At 48.5% G+C, this 16,411-nt stretch carries 18 protein-coding genes and 1 pseudogene; 4 read left to right on the forward strand and 15 right to left on the reverse strand.

The features are described 5' to 3' along the window. Nucleotides 1–3: 3 nt before the first annotated feature. Nucleotides 4–1,410 carry a TIGR00366 family protein gene (locus V3C10_15640; GenBank protein WVP60737.1) on the reverse strand — a complete coding sequence of 469 codons (1,407 nt, stop codon included), beginning with the start codon at nucleotides 1,408–1,410 and terminating at the stop codon, nucleotides 4–6. 213 nt (nucleotides 1,411–1,623) lie between these two features. Here V3C10_15640 and V3C10_15645 point away from each other — a divergent pair, with 213 nt between their 5' ends. Then, nucleotides 1,624–2,292: a Crp/Fnr family transcriptional regulator gene (locus V3C10_15645; protein WVP60738.1), complete on the forward strand. Its 669-nt coding sequence runs from the start codon at nucleotides 1,624–1,626 to the stop codon at nucleotides 2,290–2,292. Nucleotides 2,293–2,576: 284 nt separating this feature from the next. After that, nucleotides 2,577–4,022 (forward strand): M20/M25/M40 family metallo-hydrolase, encoded by a 1,446-nt coding sequence (locus V3C10_15650; GenBank protein WVP60739.1) that lies wholly within the window; start codon nucleotides 2,577–2,579, stop codon nucleotides 4,020–4,022. Nucleotides 4,023–4,032: 10 nt separating this feature from the next. On the opposite strand, the gene V3C10_15655 is transcribed toward V3C10_15650, so the two are convergent. Continuing rightward, nucleotides 4,033–4,626 (reverse strand): uracil-DNA glycosylase family protein, encoded by a 594-nt coding sequence (locus V3C10_15655; protein ID WVP60740.1) that lies wholly within the window; start codon nucleotides 4,624–4,626, stop codon nucleotides 4,033–4,035. Nucleotides 4,627–4,687: 61 nt separating this feature from the next. Beyond that, a pseudogene (locus V3C10_15660) lies at nucleotides 4,688–4,792 on the reverse strand (HTH domain-containing protein). A gap of 369 nt (nucleotides 4,793–5,161) precedes the next feature. Here V3C10_15660 and V3C10_15665 point away from each other — a divergent pair. Then, nucleotides 5,162–5,632: a helix-turn-helix transcriptional regulator gene (locus V3C10_15665; GenBank protein WVP60741.1), complete on the forward strand. Its 471-nt coding sequence runs from the start codon at nucleotides 5,162–5,164 to the stop codon at nucleotides 5,630–5,632. 130 nt (nucleotides 5,633–5,762) lie between these two features. Here V3C10_15665 and V3C10_15670 read toward each other — a convergent pair whose 3' ends face one another. The 7 genes from V3C10_15670 to V3C10_15700 all read right to left on the reverse strand — a co-directional run bounded on the left by V3C10_15670 (nucleotide 5,763) and on the right by V3C10_15700 (nucleotide 10,806). Beyond that, nucleotides 5,763–6,554: a class I SAM-dependent methyltransferase gene (locus V3C10_15670; protein ID WVP60742.1), complete on the reverse strand. Its 792-nt coding sequence runs from the start codon at nucleotides 6,552–6,554 to the stop codon at nucleotides 5,763–5,765. Further along, nucleotides 6,551–7,135: a TetR/AcrR family transcriptional regulator gene (locus V3C10_15675; protein ID WVP60743.1), complete on the reverse strand. Its 585-nt coding sequence runs from the start codon at nucleotides 7,133–7,135 to the stop codon at nucleotides 6,551–6,553. The genes V3C10_15670 and V3C10_15675 overlap by 4 nt, the downstream gene beginning before the upstream one ends. A gap of 28 nt (nucleotides 7,136–7,163) precedes the next feature. Beyond that, nucleotides 7,164–8,402, reverse strand: a complete 1,239-nt coding sequence (locus V3C10_15680; GenBank protein ID WVP60744.1) for a MalY/PatB family protein — start codon at nucleotides 8,400–8,402, stop codon at nucleotides 7,164–7,166. Beyond that, complete coding sequence (locus V3C10_15685; GenBank protein ID WVP64640.1) at nucleotides 8,403–9,257, reverse strand: DUF3737 family protein; 855 nt, start codon at nucleotides 9,255–9,257, stop codon at nucleotides 8,403–8,405. A 98-nt stretch (nucleotides 9,258–9,355) separates the two neighbouring features. Beyond that, nucleotides 9,356–9,898, reverse strand: coding sequence for a flavodoxin family protein (locus tag V3C10_15690; protein WVP60745.1), 543 nt, complete (start codon nucleotides 9,896–9,898; stop codon nucleotides 9,356–9,358). A gap of 57 nt (nucleotides 9,899–9,955) precedes the next feature. Beyond that, entirely contained in the window at nucleotides 9,956–10,543 is a 588-nt protein-coding gene (locus tag V3C10_15695; GenBank protein WVP60746.1) for a cyclophilin-like fold protein, read from the reverse strand. Then, nucleotides 10,540–10,806 (reverse strand): hypothetical protein, encoded by a 267-nt coding sequence (locus V3C10_15700; GenBank protein WVP60747.1) that lies wholly within the window; start codon nucleotides 10,804–10,806, stop codon nucleotides 10,540–10,542. The genes V3C10_15695 and V3C10_15700 overlap by 4 nt, the downstream gene beginning before the upstream one ends. Nucleotides 10,807–10,948: 142 nt before the next feature. On the opposite strand from V3C10_15700, the gene V3C10_15705 reads away from it, so the two are divergent. Then, a complete protein-coding gene (locus V3C10_15705) occupies nucleotides 10,949–11,839 on the forward strand; it encodes a LysR family transcriptional regulator (protein WVP60748.1) in 891 nt (296 codons plus the stop codon). 315 nt (nucleotides 11,840–12,154) lie between these two features. Here the strand turns inward: V3C10_15705 and V3C10_15710 are convergent, their stop codons facing one another. The 5 genes from V3C10_15710 to V3C10_15730 form a co-directional block, all read right to left on the reverse strand. Continuing rightward, on the reverse strand, nucleotides 12,155–12,376 hold the full coding sequence (locus V3C10_15710) for a DUF6718 family protein (protein ID WVP60749.1): 222 nt from the start codon (nucleotides 12,374–12,376) through the stop codon (nucleotides 12,155–12,157). A gap of 81 nt (nucleotides 12,377–12,457) precedes the next feature. Beyond that, complete coding sequence (locus V3C10_15715) at nucleotides 12,458–12,790, reverse strand: hypothetical protein (GenBank protein WVP60750.1); 333 nt, start codon at nucleotides 12,788–12,790, stop codon at nucleotides 12,458–12,460. A 193-nt stretch (nucleotides 12,791–12,983) separates the two neighbouring features. Beyond that, nucleotides 12,984–13,994 (reverse strand): GGGtGRT protein, encoded by a 1,011-nt coding sequence (locus V3C10_15720; protein ID WVP60751.1) that lies wholly within the window; start codon nucleotides 13,992–13,994, stop codon nucleotides 12,984–12,986. Nucleotides 13,995–14,189: 195 nt separating this feature from the next. Beyond that, a complete protein-coding gene (locus V3C10_15725; GenBank protein ID WVP60752.1) occupies nucleotides 14,190–14,882 on the reverse strand; it encodes a hypothetical protein in 693 nt (230 codons plus the stop codon). Nucleotides 14,883–15,028: 146 nt separating this feature from the next. Continuing rightward, nucleotides 15,029–16,402: an MATE family efflux transporter gene (locus V3C10_15730; protein ID WVP60753.1), complete on the reverse strand. Its 1,374-nt coding sequence runs from the start codon at nucleotides 16,400–16,402 to the stop codon at nucleotides 15,029–15,031. Nucleotides 16,403–16,411 lie beyond the last annotated feature (9 nt).

Below are 16,411 nucleotides of genomic sequence, written 5' to 3' on the forward strand. Positions count from 1 at the left end.
CCATCAGAATGGACCGTAGTGGATTACCTGGGCGATCACCATACCCACACATGATATGACGATCCAGGAGGCAAAAATCCTGCCCATGAATTTCATCCATTTGTCGTAAGGAACTCCCGCAGCCATCAGATTGGCCATCAGTGCGGACGACATCGGCAGGATATAATTCCCCAGGCCGTCACCGAAATTAAATGCCAGTACAACGGACTGCCTCGTCATGCCAATCAGATCCGCCACCGGGGTCATTAAAGGCATCACGGCCGCCGCCTGTCCCGAACCGGACGGAATAAACACATTGATAATCAGGTTGGCAAAGAACATCAGCGGACCCTGAAGGAATGCCGGGCATGCCATCAGCACTCCCGCAATCGCATTGACAATCGTATCGATGATTTTACCCTCCGTCAGGATACTGGAGATTGCCGTTGCAATGCCGATCATGATGGCCGCAGTCATCATTTTAGCCGCGCCTTTACTGAATCTCTTTGAAATATCGCTGGGGGACAATCCTCCGGCGAGGCCGCCGATTACCGCGAGCCATACAAACTGCACCGCAGTCTCCGTATTGCCCCATCCGAGCTTGATTCCGCCGTATACCTGGAGCGCCGTGCTTGCCAGAAACACAAGAAGCACCGCGATTTGGCGCCTGGAAACCGTCTGTTCTTTGTCGATGCTTAAGTCGTATCCGCCCTTTCTGGCTTCCTCCTCTATCTCGAATATGATGCTGTCCTTCGGATTTTTCTTGACCTTCATGGCATATGACACGATGAAATACCCGTTGACCACGAGGAGCACCGCACACAGTACAAGACGGTATCCAATTCCCGAAAAGATCGGGAGGTCTGCAAATCCCTGGGCAATTGCCGTCGTCGCCGGGGCCACGGGGCCGATGCTCTGGCTGCCTCCCGCCGCCAGGATGATGATGGCGGACGCCACAATCGCATCATAGCCGCACATACGGCAGAACAGCACAAGAATCGGTATAAATCCCACCATGCCGACCGGATTCTGCCTCATCCCGTAAATCCCGAATACAACAATCGTGACGATTAAAAGCATTCTTTCGCTGTTTTTGTATTTGTGGATCATCCTGTTGATAGCCGCGTCAAATGCCCCCGTAGCCAGCAGCACTTCAATTGAGGCCGCGCTGAAAATGGTCATCCAAATCAGACTGGAGCCCGACAGCGCCTTCACAATATAGTTGGGTATCTTTAAGAAACTGATTGGATTCTGCGCTACCCAGGCAAATGATCCCGGATCCACCATCTTCTTTCCCGTAGCGGCGTTTTCAATCCTGGCATACTCTCCTGCCGGCACAAAATACGTCATTGCCGTCACGATTACCACAAGCATCACCAGGATGACAAATACATGCGGGATTTGGATTTTCTTTTTCGACTCGTTACTCATCTTCCCCTCTTCTCCTTTGCTTTTGATAGCGAAAACTATATCAGATACGCCCGGGGCATCTCAACAAAATTTGTAACAGTGTAACTTTTGTTACACCACTTCCCCAAGCCGTTTCTTGACGGGCAGTCCATTCAATGATAGAATTTTCCAGTAGTACAAACGACAGATTTGAACCGGCAGAGACCGCAGACAGACGAATTTCGAGGTGAAGGTGTGGATAGAGAATATTGTGTAAATTTTGAACCCCGGGAAAATGAAGAACTAAAGCTCCTGATAGAACGGTATGCCCGACGCGAGGATATCCCGCAGGGGACCTACTATGTAAAACCGGGCGACATCCTCCGGGAAATCTCCTATCTGTATACAGGCCAGAGCGCCCATACGATGTTCAACGGGGACGGGCAGGAAAAGCTTTCCTACATATTGACGGACGGCTGGTTTCTCGCGGAAGGCCTGTTCAGTGACGGCGCCGATATAAGAATCGCAGAGCGTTACTCCTGGGCCAGGACGCCGCTGACCCTGTACCGGATTGACCGGAACGTCTACCGGACCCTGATCGAAAAGCCCGTGTTCCGCAACGCCCTGATTAACAGCATCAGCGCCAAGAGGGCATATCTGCAGAGGGAACTGGAAAGCGTCATCCTGGAACGCACCAAAGACCGCCTCAAAAAACTGTTTATCATGCTGTCCGATCCGTCCTCCAGCGCGGACGGCGAATGGTATCCCCTGTCCCATGATTATTACCATAGAGACATTGCCTCCATCATCGGAAGCAACCGTGTGACGGTCAGCCGCTTCGTAAGTGAACTCGCCCAGGAAGGATTTCTCCGGGTGGTTAATAAGAGGATACAGATTAGTAAAGACCATATAACAGACTGCTGAACGCCGCCGGACGCCCTCCTGGTCCGGCGGCGTTTCTGCGGTTACTTTAGTTCTGCGGTTCTTCAGTCTCTATGACTTTTCCGTTTTTTGCCGCCTCTGCGGTTTTTATGATTTCTCCGGTTTCCACCGCTTCTTCATTAAAATTTCTGCGACATCCGTGTAACTTTTGTTACACTGTAATGAATCCTGTCGATCACAGGCCGTTTATTTACTATAATGGGGCGCAGTGAAAGTGAACAGTACTGTTATTATATCCAGTACAGGAAGGTTTTATGGAGGTCGTTATGGAAAACGTGTTGCAGGAAATTTTTGACTATGTTGATCAACATTTTGGAGAGATGGTGGAAGAACTTGTAGAACTCTGTTCCTACCGCAGCGCCGCCGGGGACGAGCAGGGTCTTTTGCAGACAAGGGAATGGATTTTAAACAAATTAGGCCGCTTAAACATTCCTCACCGATGTCATCCGGTTGAAGGCGGAAACGCCGTCATATCCGCCGGTATGGCCGGAATATCACGAAAAATACGGGAAATACCGCAGACGGGAAGCTCACCGCAAATCAACACCTCTGAGAATCCGCTTCCCACTCTGCTCTTTTATAACCATTATGACGTTGTCCAGGAAGGAAAAAAGGAACTTTGGAGTTCCTCTCCCTTTATTCCTGAAATCCGTGACGAGGTCATGTACGCCAGGGGAGTTTCCGACAATAAAGGGCCTCTTCTGTCCCGCATCCAGGCCATTCAGGCCGTTCTTGCGGTCACGGGGGAGCTTCCGGTCAATGTAAAATTCTTTTTCGAGGGAGATGAAGAAACCAGCAGCCCTTCCCTGGGTAAATTTGCAGCCCGGCAGCCGGAACTTTTTCGTGAACTCACGAAAGCCGACGCCTGCCTGTGGGAAAACGGACGCAAAGACAGCAAAGGACGTCCGTGGGCCCGCTTCGGCGTGCGCGGCAGCATCAGTTTCGACCTGTCCGTGGAGACATCGGCAAAGGATGTCCATGCCAGAATGGGAACCGTAATCCCCAGCGCCTCCTGGCGTCTTGTCTGGGCTCTCGCAAGCCTCAAAAACGAGGACGAGCGGATAGCCATCGACGGTTTCTACGACGACGTGCTCCCTGTTACCGGGGACGACGAAAAAATTCTGGAATCATTTCCCTACGATGAGGAGGATTTGAAGAACAAGATGAAGCTCGGGTCCTTTCTCAGGGACGCCACGGGCCTTCAGTTAAAAAAACAGATTTATATGGAGCCCTCCATTTCCATATGCGGCCTGGAGGCCGGGGAAATGTACAACGGAGTCCGCGGGATTGTACCGCACAAAGCCTCGGCCAGGGTCTCCTTTTACCTTGTCGCCAACCAGGATCCCAAAAAGGTGGAGCGCCAGTTCCGGGAGCACCTGGACCGCCGCGGCTTCTCCGATATCATGATATCAGCCCGCGGAGTAAACACTCCGGTCCGAACGCCGGTCGATATTCCATTCAAAGATCAGCTCATCCGTGCGGCCGCGAAGGTATACCGGGAGCCCATGGTCATTGAACCGACACAGCTCGGCGGAGGCCCAGCCATCTATTTCCACCGTGCATGGCCCCAGATGCCCATCGTTGGGGCAGGCCCCGGAAATACCGACGGAAACCACCATGCCCCGGATGAAAACATACGCCTCCTGGATTATAAAGAATCCATCAAACATATGATTGCCCTTCTCTATGAGATGGGCGGCTGCAGTGAATAGGGAAATCAGATTATGAGATAATCTTTAACATAGTCGCTATGTCCTCGGCAGCCATCTGCGCTTTTGACTTTTCAATCAGGATATTGCCTCCCGTCATGATGTAAGACGGCAATATCCTGATATTACCGTAATAAAGCTCGGTATTTCTTAACTTGTACGTGGAGACAGCCGGAACTGCGTTCTTCTTTGCCGCTTTTTTTGTAATCGCATTAAAAGCTTTCTTCGCCACATCCCCCATCAGCATGATGACCATAAGGTTGGGAAACAGGGCAATCTCCTTTTCCAGACAGGGCAGGCTTTTTTCAATGCTGCTTTTCTCTACGGCATACTCCGTCTTAGGGATTTTAACCGCATTCGTTATATAAATCCCCTTCTGCAAGATATCCTGAATGGACGTTACCGCCGCCCCCGCATCCTGAAAAAGGGGAATTGTGGTTTTCATGTAATCGGCATCCGCAGGTCCGTAAAAGTCCTGAAGCGGGTCCGCCGGGACCACCTCATTGATCATCATCGCTTTCACCGCCGACGGATCAATCTCGATGTCATTGAGATATAGGCCATCCGTTATCCCGACTGTTATTTCCAGTTCTTTTTTAATATTCATCGTTTCACTCCTTTGTGGTGATTCAGCGCGGCTTCACACCGCTCTGTCAGCCTGCGGCGCACAGACTCCGGACGGACACATCGAATTTTTCCGCTAATTCGGGCGCCGTCGCATGTCCCCGCTCCAGCAGGTAATACAGTATTTGAAACAGTCTGCTCTCCTGCAAACTTACACCTCCTGTAGTTCCCGGCAGTTTATCTGCCTTTGCATCCCATCGGTTCCTGACGCTTTCCGCCTCACCCAATTCCCCTGTTTTCACAAGTCATTCCCACTTACCGGTTTCTGCTCCCACAAGTTTATTATATTGTACTAACCATGACAACGTCATGTCATGGTTAATACGAAAAGGACAAAAAGGCTAAAATTCCCTCTGAAAGCGGATGAATCATCTGGTGCATCAACGTGCTCTGCTAGTTTACCAAATACCGCGTAAACGGTAACAATGCAGCGCCTTTCATGTCCATTCGCTTTTCATGGGGAAGACAAAACAGCGTTTCTATGGTATTCTCTTATTAAAAACAGGGTGGTGATTTGAATGAACCAGAAGAAAATCGGAAGTTTTATATCGGAGGTCCGCAGGGAAAAAGGAATGACCCAGGCAGAACTCGCAGAAAAACTCGGCGTTACCAATAAGACCGTCTCCCGGTGGGAAACAGGCAATTATATGCCTGACTTATCGACAATCCAGTCCTTGTGTACGGAACTGGACATCGGTGTAAATGAATTTATAAGCGGGGAACGGCTCAGCAGTGAAGCGTTCCGGGAGCATGCCGACAACAATGTCATCTCCGTTTTAAACAGGGAAGCCCAGATGTTGAAGGAAAAAAGAATAAGTGATTTTTTAAGCGGCGGCGGAACCGGTCTGCTTCTGTCCGCCCTGTCGTCTGCCAATGGTCTGGGAAGAACCGTCGTTACTATCACAGGGCTCCTGATGATATTTACAGGGTGGTATTTCAGGTCGAAACTCGATAAGAGGATTTTATCGGCCCCTGGTACCGAAAAATAATCAGGTCGGAAAACTGCCACGGATTTTCCCTCCTCCTGTCACACCGTTTCTGTCAAATGCATTCAAAAAGCTCCCGGAAGTCAAATCTCCCCGGAGCTTTTTCCGACGAAATACCTCGTCATAAACATGCCTATTTGCGTAACACGTCAACCGCATGGCTCGTAATACCCACCATGTCATCGCGTTCACAGGTGGTGAAATGGTAATTCAAATATAACCGGAATGCGTCGTCATCCATCGCATCCACCGCTTCACGCATCAATAAGGCGCAGCCGTCGGCCGCAACGTAATGAAGCCTTGTTACCGGCAATTCAGCCATCAAATCATCGATCTCTTCTTTGCGGACAAGCTCAAACAAGTCCCTGGGTTCCGACTTTGCGGCAAAGGTCCGGGAATCCAGCAATCCTCTTTTGATATAATCGGCAACGCTGATATTGCCCCGGTTGAATCCTTCATCAAGAAGACAGCCGTCGGATATCACATAGGCGGCAAAAATAATGCCTCCCTGCTTTGTGACCCGGACTGCCTCGCGAAGCGCCTGCAGCTTATCTTCTCTTTTATAGAGATGATACAGCGGGCCTAATAACAGTGTAATGTCATATCTGTTATCCGGGAAGGCAGATAAATCAAGGGCATTCCCCTGGATTACCGATATGTTTTCGTCCGGCATGGTATTTTGGCGGAAAACCTCTATATTATGTTCAACCAGCTCCACCGCATCGACATCATATCCCCGCCGTGCCAGCGCATGGGAATACCGGCCGGTACCCGCACCGATTTCAAGGACGCGGTCACCCGGTTTTATATATTTCTCTATATAACGCATCGTTGTAAGAAATTCGACGGTCCCATGCTTCAGCTTAAGCCGCCTGTCCTCATCGTAGTGATTGTAAAAGTCAATTACATATTGATTCGTTCTCATATGATATTCCAATCCGGCTTTTCCTGCCCGATAACAGCCGACAATACGTTTACCAGCATTTTTTCGGCGCTGTTCCGATCCAATAACATTTTTTTCGTCGCCGTTAAAACGGCTATGCCATGGGTATAGAGAAACAAATCCAGAAAGATTACCTTTCCCCGCTCCAACTCTATCCCAATCTGTTCTGAGAAAACTGCCGCCCTTTTTTCATTATCAGTCTCGTCGTAGAAATCCTTCGCCTTCTCCATTTTTAAATCCATATCGTTTATAAAAAGAAGCTTAAATAAATGCGTCTCCTCACGTGCAAATTCAATATAGGAAAGGGGCAGAACTAAAATGGGACTGACATCCACAGAATTACTGTAATGAATGACATACCGACTGTAAAATTCATACGCATAATCGAGGAATTCCTGTTTCAGTTCTTCCATATTCTCATAGCAGGTGAAAATAGGGCGTGTAGAACAGTTCAGTTTACCCGCAATACTCCTCGCATTGACGGTTTCAAACCCGGTTTCTCTTGTTATTTCTAAAACCGTGTTTAAAATCATATCTTTTGTTATTTTGGCTGTTGGCGGCATATGGATTCACCTCTCTTTAAAAATTCCATCATGATACGCTTGTTATGTAACTATTGTTGCATAATGATGCCGTTTTGTCAAGCTGGATTTTTGGATGGTTCCGTATAGCTTCGTAGGCCATTACCCCCTTTTTCAGACGCTCTAATCCATCTATGACGCGTCCTTTTGGACAAGCAATATTCATGCGCAGAAATTGATTTCCATTGCCGCCGTATGTAATGCCGTCTGACAGATAAAGGCCTGTTTCGCGATGCAGATAGCGGCATAGTTCCGATGCATCCCCGGCTATCCTGCTGCAGTCCAGCCAGAGTAAATAAGTGGCATGGGAGGGGACCAGGGTTATATCTCCAATCTCATCCTTCAGGAACGTTACAACGGTCCGGCGGTTTTCTGCCAGATAAGCCCGCAGCGCATCCAGCCAGCCATCTCCCCGTGTAAAGGCCGCAATCGCCGCATCGATTGCAAAGGAATTTGGCTCAGCCACTTCGTCCGTATTTAACGCCCTCTCTGTCTTATGTCTCAAATCGGCATTCGGAGCCACCACCGCGGCGGTCTGCAGCCCGGCCAGATTGAATGTCTTGGTTGGGGCAATACAGGTAATGCTGTTCTGCGCATTTTCTTCCGATACCGAGGCAAAGGGGGTATAATCATATCCCGGTTCCGTCAGATCGCAGTGAATCTCATCGGATATCACACGTACATGGTTCTGCACGCAGAGTGTTCCAATACGGCCAAGCTCTTCCCTGGTCCAGATACAGCCGGCAGGATTCTGGGGATTGCAGAGGAGCATCAGGGTTGTCTGTGGATCCGACAGCTTCTTCTCCAGGTCCTCCCAGTCAATCCGGTAATTTGTTCCGTCATAAGAGAGCCTGTTTTCAATCACACCTCTGCCATTGTTCCGGATGGAATTAAAAAAGATGTTGTAAACCGGCGTCTGTACCAGGACATTTTCCCCAACTGCCGTTAGCTTCCTGACCGTGCTTGAAATAGCCGGGACTACACCGGTACAGAATACAATCCAGTCCTTTTCCATCCGGAACCCATGACGGCGCTCCCACCAGCCGGCAACCGCCTCCCGCCAGGCATCCGGCACCGCGGTATAACCAAAAATTCCATGCTCTACCCGTTTTCTCATCGCTTCCCTGATTTCCGGAGCCGTTTCAAAATCCATATCCGCTATCCACATCGGCAGTTCCCGTGCCGTGACGTCCCATTTTACGGAATTGGTTCCGCGCCGGTCGGTCACAACATCAAAATTGTATACCAATTATACAGCCTCCTTTAATGCCGCCGTCCGGACAGCCGTCTTTGTCACATCGACCCTGGAAGCGTCCATAATCAGCTCTTTGATATCCTCTGCCTGGATTCTTCCTCCCGAGGGATTTAATACGCTGTCAATCGTATTCACCACTTCTGCGTCCACGGTAGAGTATTCAAAGGCCAGCGTCGTATTTAACAGCCTGCAGTTTTTCATTACCAGATTTTCAATATAGCACATGCCCTGGTTACTTTCGACGGTACAGTTAATAAGAGTCAGGTTCTTTGCGTTCCAGCCCAGGTATTCGCCGGAAATGAAGGAATCGTATACGGTCACATTCTCACTGTTCCAGAAGGCATCCTTGGAGAGCAGTCTGGCATGGTGGATTTCCACGTTTTTCACCCCGTCAAAGGAATAATTGCCTGCCAGTTCAAATCCGTCAATATAGAGGTTTTTACTATTCATGGCAAAGTAATCTCCCTTTGCCGACACCTGCTTCATCTTAACCTGATCACAGTTCCACAGGGTTTCACCTGCATTCGGCATGGTCACCTGCTCCAGGTTTATCCCGGTTGTGCGCCGGAAATTCTTTGGAGCCTCAATCATACAGTTTTTCATCGAGATATTTGCCGTATACCAGATTCCTGCGCGCCCCATCTCAAAGATAACACAGTCTTCCAGTTTAATATCCCGGCTGTACCACAGAGGGTATTTCCATTTAAACATGCTGCGGTACAGTTCTATGTTACTGCTTTCTTTTAACGGAGATTCCCCGTCGTCAAAGGTCGTGTCGGTGATTTTTAAGTTTTTTCCGTGGAACAGGGCTCTCTCTCCCGTTAAAAACTCCTGTTTGATCTCTTTCATCATAATTGATTCCTTTCTGATATGGCTGCTGTGGGCTTTTCATAAACCACTTTGTTTTTTTATCATCCTGAATACACTTCCAGATTATTTTCAAATACTTAAGCGTTCTTTCCCATCTCATAGGCTGCCGCCAACGCCTCCGGCCGGTCCTTAATATCCCCCTTTTTATCGGCTCCCGTACCACGTACTACTCCGGCCAGGCGTGAGAGCTCAAAACAGCTGAGCCAACCTTCCAGACCTTTCACCGCACCGTCCATGGAACCTGCCGCCTCATCGGCAGAGGCTGACATCAGGTAGATATCACGAAAAACATATTCTCCCGGGAAAAGTGGATTTGTCCGGTCCAGCAGTGTTTTCATCTGTCCGGACATTTCGTAAAAATAGACCGGTGTTGCGAATACGAGCACGTCGGCCCGGCGCATGCGCTCCACAATCATGGCCGCGTCATCATGAATCACACATTTTCCCGTATGCTGGCAGGCCAGGCATCCCGTACAGAACTTAACCGTCTTATCATAAAGACAGACTTTCTCCGTCTCATGGCCGGCCTCCTTTGCCCCTCTGATAAACTCATCTGCCAGTATCTCCGAATTACCGCCCATACGTGGGCTGGTAGAAATAACTAATATTTTTTTACTCATTTTCCTTTTCTCCTTTACCCAGGAATCATCCACGGTTCTGCTAAAGCCCGTTTCTGTTTACCCGGCCTTTTCAATTTGCAAAGTTCCTGAAAGACTGCTGATCTCCCCGCTTCCTGATACCGCCTGCCCCAGTTCATACAGCTTGCCGTTCGGGCTGTAGTCACCGTAGAACATGACCACATCTCCCCAGGGGGCATAATAGGCCAGCGTCCCCGCTCCTGAAGCTGCCTGCGGGGTATCTGTTATATCGAGATTTTCCGGGAGATAAAAAATTTTCTCATTTTGACCGTAATTTTCCACCTCTGTGGTTAATGGAAGCTGCTGGCACAGGCTTTTAGCCGCCGCACTTTCATTTAATTCAAAAACAACGGTTTTCTCACCTGCCGAAACACGGATCTGCTGTTTTTTATTTTCTTCCGTGACTGGATCGGTACTGCCGTCTGGCGCAGCAATTAGAGCGGCCGCATCTTCGTCCTTCTGCTCTGCGGTGGCGCAGCTGGCGGCATCGCCATAATTCAAATCGGCCGATGTATAAGGTTCTTCGGGCTCTGCCGTTGTCCCCATTGCAGCTTTTGCACACCCTGCAACGGATAAAACCAGCGCCATCAGGTAAAGAAATCCCCAAATTCCTTTCATATACTTCATAGCCGTCTCCTTTCCTTTTTAACCTCTTGATTCTGCTCCTCTTTTCTCATCTGAAAAGCCAGAAAATCGAGACAGTCAATCTGCTTTTCTTTACCGTGAACTTTATCCAGCAGTGATTTCCTATGCTTTTCCAGAAGGGTAAACTGCTTCTGTCTCTCTCCGGCTTTTGCAAACTCCAAAAACTCCTCGACCACTGCTTTATCACATCCGGCATCTTTTAAGTTTTGTATGACTGCCCCGGTATCTCTCATATAGTCCGCCATATCATCACCTCTCTCAGCATGATTATAATTCACCGCATATATAATAGCAAATGCTTATATTAAATACTTTTCCATGCTTGACAGGCATATATTCCCAGGCTATAATCTGGTTAAAACAAGCAGGGATCAAGGAGGAATCAGAATGGATATCCGTGTTTTACGTTACTTTCTGGCCGTGACCAGAGAAGAGAGCATCTCCGGGGCGGCAGAATCACTCCATATGACACAGCCCACCCTGTCGCGGCAGTTGATGGATTTAGAGGAAGAGATTGGAAAGAAGCTGTTAATCCGCGGAAGCAGAAGGATTACCCTGACGGAGGAAGGAATGCTCTTACGCAAGCGGGCAACTGAAATTTTGGAGCTGGTGGAGAAGACGGAGTCTGAGTTAATGGCGCCGGGAGAAACCGTCGGCGGAGATATCTATATTGGCGGCGGAGAGACGGACGCCATGCGCCATATTGCCAGGATTGCCACGGATTTGCAGAGATCCTGCCCTCAGATCCGATACCACCTGTTCAGCGGCAATGCGGACGATGTAACGGAACGTCTGGATAAGGGACTGTTGGATTTCGGCGTCATCATAGAACCGGCCGATATGAAAAAATATGACTATATCAAGCTTCCCGCCACAGATACCTGGGGCCTCCTGATGCCGAAAGACTGCCCCCTGGCGGCCCGCGCCGCCATCCGGGCAGAGGATTTGCACGGTCTGCCCATTATCACCTCACGTCAGACGCTGACAAGCAATCTGTTTTCCGGATGGCTGGGAACCGAATACGAAAAGCTGAACATTGTGGCTACCTATAACCTGGTCTATAATGCGTCTCTCATGGTAGACGAAGGGATGGGCTATGCCATTTGCCTTGACAAGCTGGTCAACACATCTGAGGAAAGCCGCCTCTGTTTCCGGCCGCTGGAACCGCGCATGGAATCGCATCTGAATCTTGTATGGAAGAAATACCAGCTTTTTTCGGGAGCCGCAGAGCGGTTCTTAAGCAAGGTTCAGGAGGCCTTTAACGGTTTTTCCGGTTAAAAAAAAACCAAGGAGGTGCAACTCCTTGGGGTTTCGCTTTGCGTCCAGTGGACACAACCGCTTTTCTCTGCTAACATCATGTTACGTCAAGAAATAGAAAAATATCAATAGTTTAGTAATTATCAATTTTTTATTCCAACCACCAAACACACCCAAAACATCTTATTCTATCAGCATTTTCTTAAAATTTACCAGCTTTAGAGGCTTCCTCAATAGAAGCGGTGAGGGCTGGATTTTCAAGGATTTTAGGGGTAGTTGTGCGCTATGAGTGTGCTACTGGGCACTATTGACAACTTTATAATGCTTTTCTATGTCCTAAGCCACACGATTCATTTGACTAACCATGTCTATGAATTTTTTCATATCCTCCACATAAGAATAAGGGGCATATTCTGAATATATCTCTGGACTATCAAGTATAACAATCTGCACACCATCCGCCCGCAATGCTTCCAGTGTGCCTGGCAAACATCGTGCCTCATTCACAGTCTTACATTGATACGCCAAACACCCCTGCTTATCGAAGATTTTTGCCACAATATAAATTTTTTATCTCCCGTTCATGCTCCCTTCTGCCCACTTTGGCGGGCGTTCCAATCAGGGAGGTTAAATATCTCTTTATTTAACCTTTTTACCTTCCAAAAATTTCAGACGCTCCACAAAATCCTGTTCACTGCAAATTATCTTTGCAGCATATTCCTCATAGAGTAACTTTCCCATTTCAGCATCTTTATATTTATAGATATATCTATGACTCCAAATATTAAACAAGTAATCTTCTCCACACCACAACTGAATTTCAATCGGATATGCTAGATTATCTCTTTGATAATATAAATGAATGGCGCGATAACCGTCGTCAGCCTTTTTTCCTTTTCGCAAATCAACTACTCTAAAATAATCTGGAAATTCTTCTGGATATTGCTCAAACCTAAGTCTAAATCCAAGCACATCAAGATAATATATCTAAGGTTTCTTTTGGAATAAATAAGTCCATTTTGCCCACCACCTTTATCTTGATAGTATAGTACAAAATTTATGGAAAATCACTATTTTGAAATTCATATATCCACAATTTCAAAAGACCGCACCAACCATTAAAGGTTAGTGCGGTCTTTTGAAATCTCATTAATCTACAATTTTATTAGAACTTTCCAGCCTCAGCAGCTTCCTGCACGCTGACCGCAACGGCTACCGTCATTCCGACCATCGGGTTATTGCCTGCGCCGATCAGACCCATCATCTCAACGTGAGCCGGAACAGAGGAGGAACCTGCGAACTGGGCGTCGGAGTGCATACGGCCCAGTGTATCCGTCATACCGTAGGAAGCAGGACCTGCCGCCATGTTGTCGGGATGAAGGGTACGGCCTGTACCGCCGCCGGATGCAACGGAAAAGTACTTCTTGCCTTTTTCAATACATTCTTTCTTGTAAGTACCTGCCACCGGATGCTGGAATCTTGTCGGGTTGGTGGAGTTTCCGGTGATGGAAACGTCTACACCCTCTTTCCACATGATGGCAACGCCTTCTGTTACGTCGTTTGCGCCGTAGCAGTTCACTTTCGCCCTTAAGCCTTCGGAGTAGGATTTTCTCCACAGCTCTTTCACTTCGCCCGTATAGTAGTCCATCTCCGTCTCAACATAGGTAAAGCCGTTGATACGGGAAATGATCTGGGCTGCGTCTTTGCCAAGTCCGTTTAAGATAACACGGAGCGGTTTCTGACGTACTTTATTGGCCTTCTCGGCAATACCGATGGCGCCCTCTGCGGCTGCAAAGGACTCATGGCCTGCCAGGAAACAGAAACAGTCGGTCTCTTCTTCCAGAAGCATCTTGCCAAGGTTGCCGTGGCCTAAACCTACTTTACGCTGGTCGGCAACGGAGCCCGGGATACAGAAGGACTGAAGTCCCTCACCGATTGCCGCCGCTGCGTCCGCCGCTCTTCTGCATCCTTTCTTGATGGCAATGGCAGCGCCTACTGTGTAAGCCCAGCCTGCGTTCTCAAAGCAGATAGGCTGAATTTTCTTCACCTGGTCATATACGTTCAGTCCAGCATCTTTCGTGATTTTCTCGGCCTCTTCAATGGAAGCGATGCCATAGCTGTTTAATACGGAATTGATTTTGTCAATTCGTCTCTCATATGATTCAAATAATGCCATAACTCTATGATCCTCCTTAATATTTTGTCACTATCCACAGTCCCGAAGATGCGGCAATACTGCGGACAGTAACACACCTCGCGGAACAGCGCTCCCCGTCTTACCGGGTATAACGGCTGTGAATAATAAGAATATTTTTACCTGCTGTTAAGCCTTTGTCTATGTAATACCTTCACTGCACGTGATAACCGCCGATTATTCCTGTCTCGGATCGATAATCTTCACAGCGTCGTCCACACGGCCGTACTGGCCTTTGGATTTCTCATATGCAGTAGCCGGATCGTCGCCCTTCTTAATGAAATCCGTCATCTTGCCAAAGTTTACGAACTGGTAACCGATGATCTGATTCTCGTCATCCAGAGCGATTCCTGTTACATAGCCTTCCGCCATCTCCAGGTAACGCGGACCTTTCTTTAATGTTCCATACATTGTACCAACCTGAGAACGAAGTCCCTTGCCCAAATCCTCAAGACCTGCACCGATTGGAAGACCATCCTCTGAGAATGCACTCTGTGTTCTTCCGTATGCGATCTGAAGGAAAAGCTCTCTCATTGCCGTATTAATTGCATCACAGACAAGGTCGGTGTTCAGCGCCTCCAGAACGGTTCTTCCCGGGAGAATTTCTGCTGCCATGGCTGCGGAGTGTGTCATACCTGAACATCCGATTGTCTCTACTAAAGCTTCCTGAATGATTCCCTCTTTTACATTCAGAGTCAGCTTACAGGCGCCCTGCTGCGGAGCACACCAGCCCACGCCGTGGGTTAAACCGGAGATATCTTTCACCTCTCTGGATTTTACCCATTTTGCTTCTTCCGGAATCGGAGCACAACCGTGATTAACGCCCTGCGCTACTGGACACATACTTTCAACTTCGTGTGAATAGATCATTTTAAGACTCCTTTCAAAATGAATGTGTTAGTACTTTGTTAATTTTATCACATCATACTTGTTCTTATTATCTCACGTATCTTTTAATTCGTCTATAGTTTTTTCCAGAAAACTTTTCACAAAAACACCGGCCGTTTCTTGAAGTTTTACGTCGTTTTTTGTAATGGGATCCCCATCCTTTTTTCCATTTTTTTCAATGTTATTTTATAGGCGATGTAGAAAATGATTCCCTTTGCCACGCTGGATACGGTGAGCGCCCACCAGATGCCGTTTAGTCCCAGGCCCATGGCGGAAAACAGAATCGCCAGCGGAATTCTGGCCGAGGTCAGCGTAATGCTTAACACCGATGGGATGGAAGTCTTTCCAAGGCCGGCAAAGGCGCCGACCGACGTCACCTCTATCAGCATAAAGAACTGGGAAAGCCCAAGGATTTGAAGATATTCCACTCCGGCCTGAAGCACTTCCGGTTCATGGATGAATATTCCAAAAATCGGCCTCGCCATGAAAATCAGCAGGGCGGTAGTCATCATTCCCCATATTCCCATCATTTTTACTGCTGCTGAATAACCTTTTTTAACACGGTTAAACATTCCTGCGCCGAAATTCTGTCCTGTAAATGAATTGACTGCTGCTGCAAAACCTTCTCCGACCATCCAGGAGACGGATTCCACCTGACCGCCCACTCTCTGGATCGCCACCGCCGTATCTCCCCAGCTCGTCACCAGTCTCGTCAAAATCATCGATATTCCCGCATAGATCAGGTTCTGTATCGATGCCGGGAATCCGATGGTCACGATCTCCTTTATATACCGGATTGGCGTCCTGGAAAACAGCCTGAACTGTTTGAAAAGCGCCGTATCCCGGCTGACCGCCAGGATAAAAATGACGGAAACCGTGATCTGCGCCGTCACCGTCGCGATGGCGGCTCCGACCACTCCGAGAACAGGAAACGGACCGATTCCAAAGATCAGGACCGGGTCGAGAACCATATTAGCCGCCAGACCGATGACATTGGCCTTAAACGGCGTTTTGCTGTCGCCGGTGGCCGTCAGGATACCGGTCAGCACCGAGTTGATATAGGGAAAAATAATCAGGCCGCAGACAATGCGCAGGTAATTCTCCGAATTTGCTATGATTACCGGATCCTTAAGCCCGAAAAAACCAATCAGATGCCTGGCCCCAAACAGTGAAATCATTCCAAAAATCACAGCAAACAAAAGCCCCATCTGGATGGCGCCTTTTGCATACTGTGCCGCTTCCCTGTCATTGCCGGCGCCCAGCGCGTGAGCCACCTTAACCTGACCGCCAATTTTAGCCAGATCCACAATCCCCTGTGAAAGCCAGCTGTACATTCCGGCGGTTCCCACGGCCGTCACCGCGCCGGCTCCCAGTCTGCCAATCCATGCCATATCCGTCAGATTATAGGCCATCTGAACCAGTGACGTGGCCATAATCGGCACTGCCAGCCGCGTCAGAGCCGGCAGAATCGGCTCATGGAGTAAATCTACCTTTTTATTCATCTTTTTTCC

It is taken from the genome of [Clostridium] symbiosum, assembly GCA_036419695.1.
GTDB classification, from domain to species: Bacteria; Bacillota; Clostridia; order Lachnospirales; family Lachnospiraceae; genus Otoolea; species Otoolea symbiosa_A.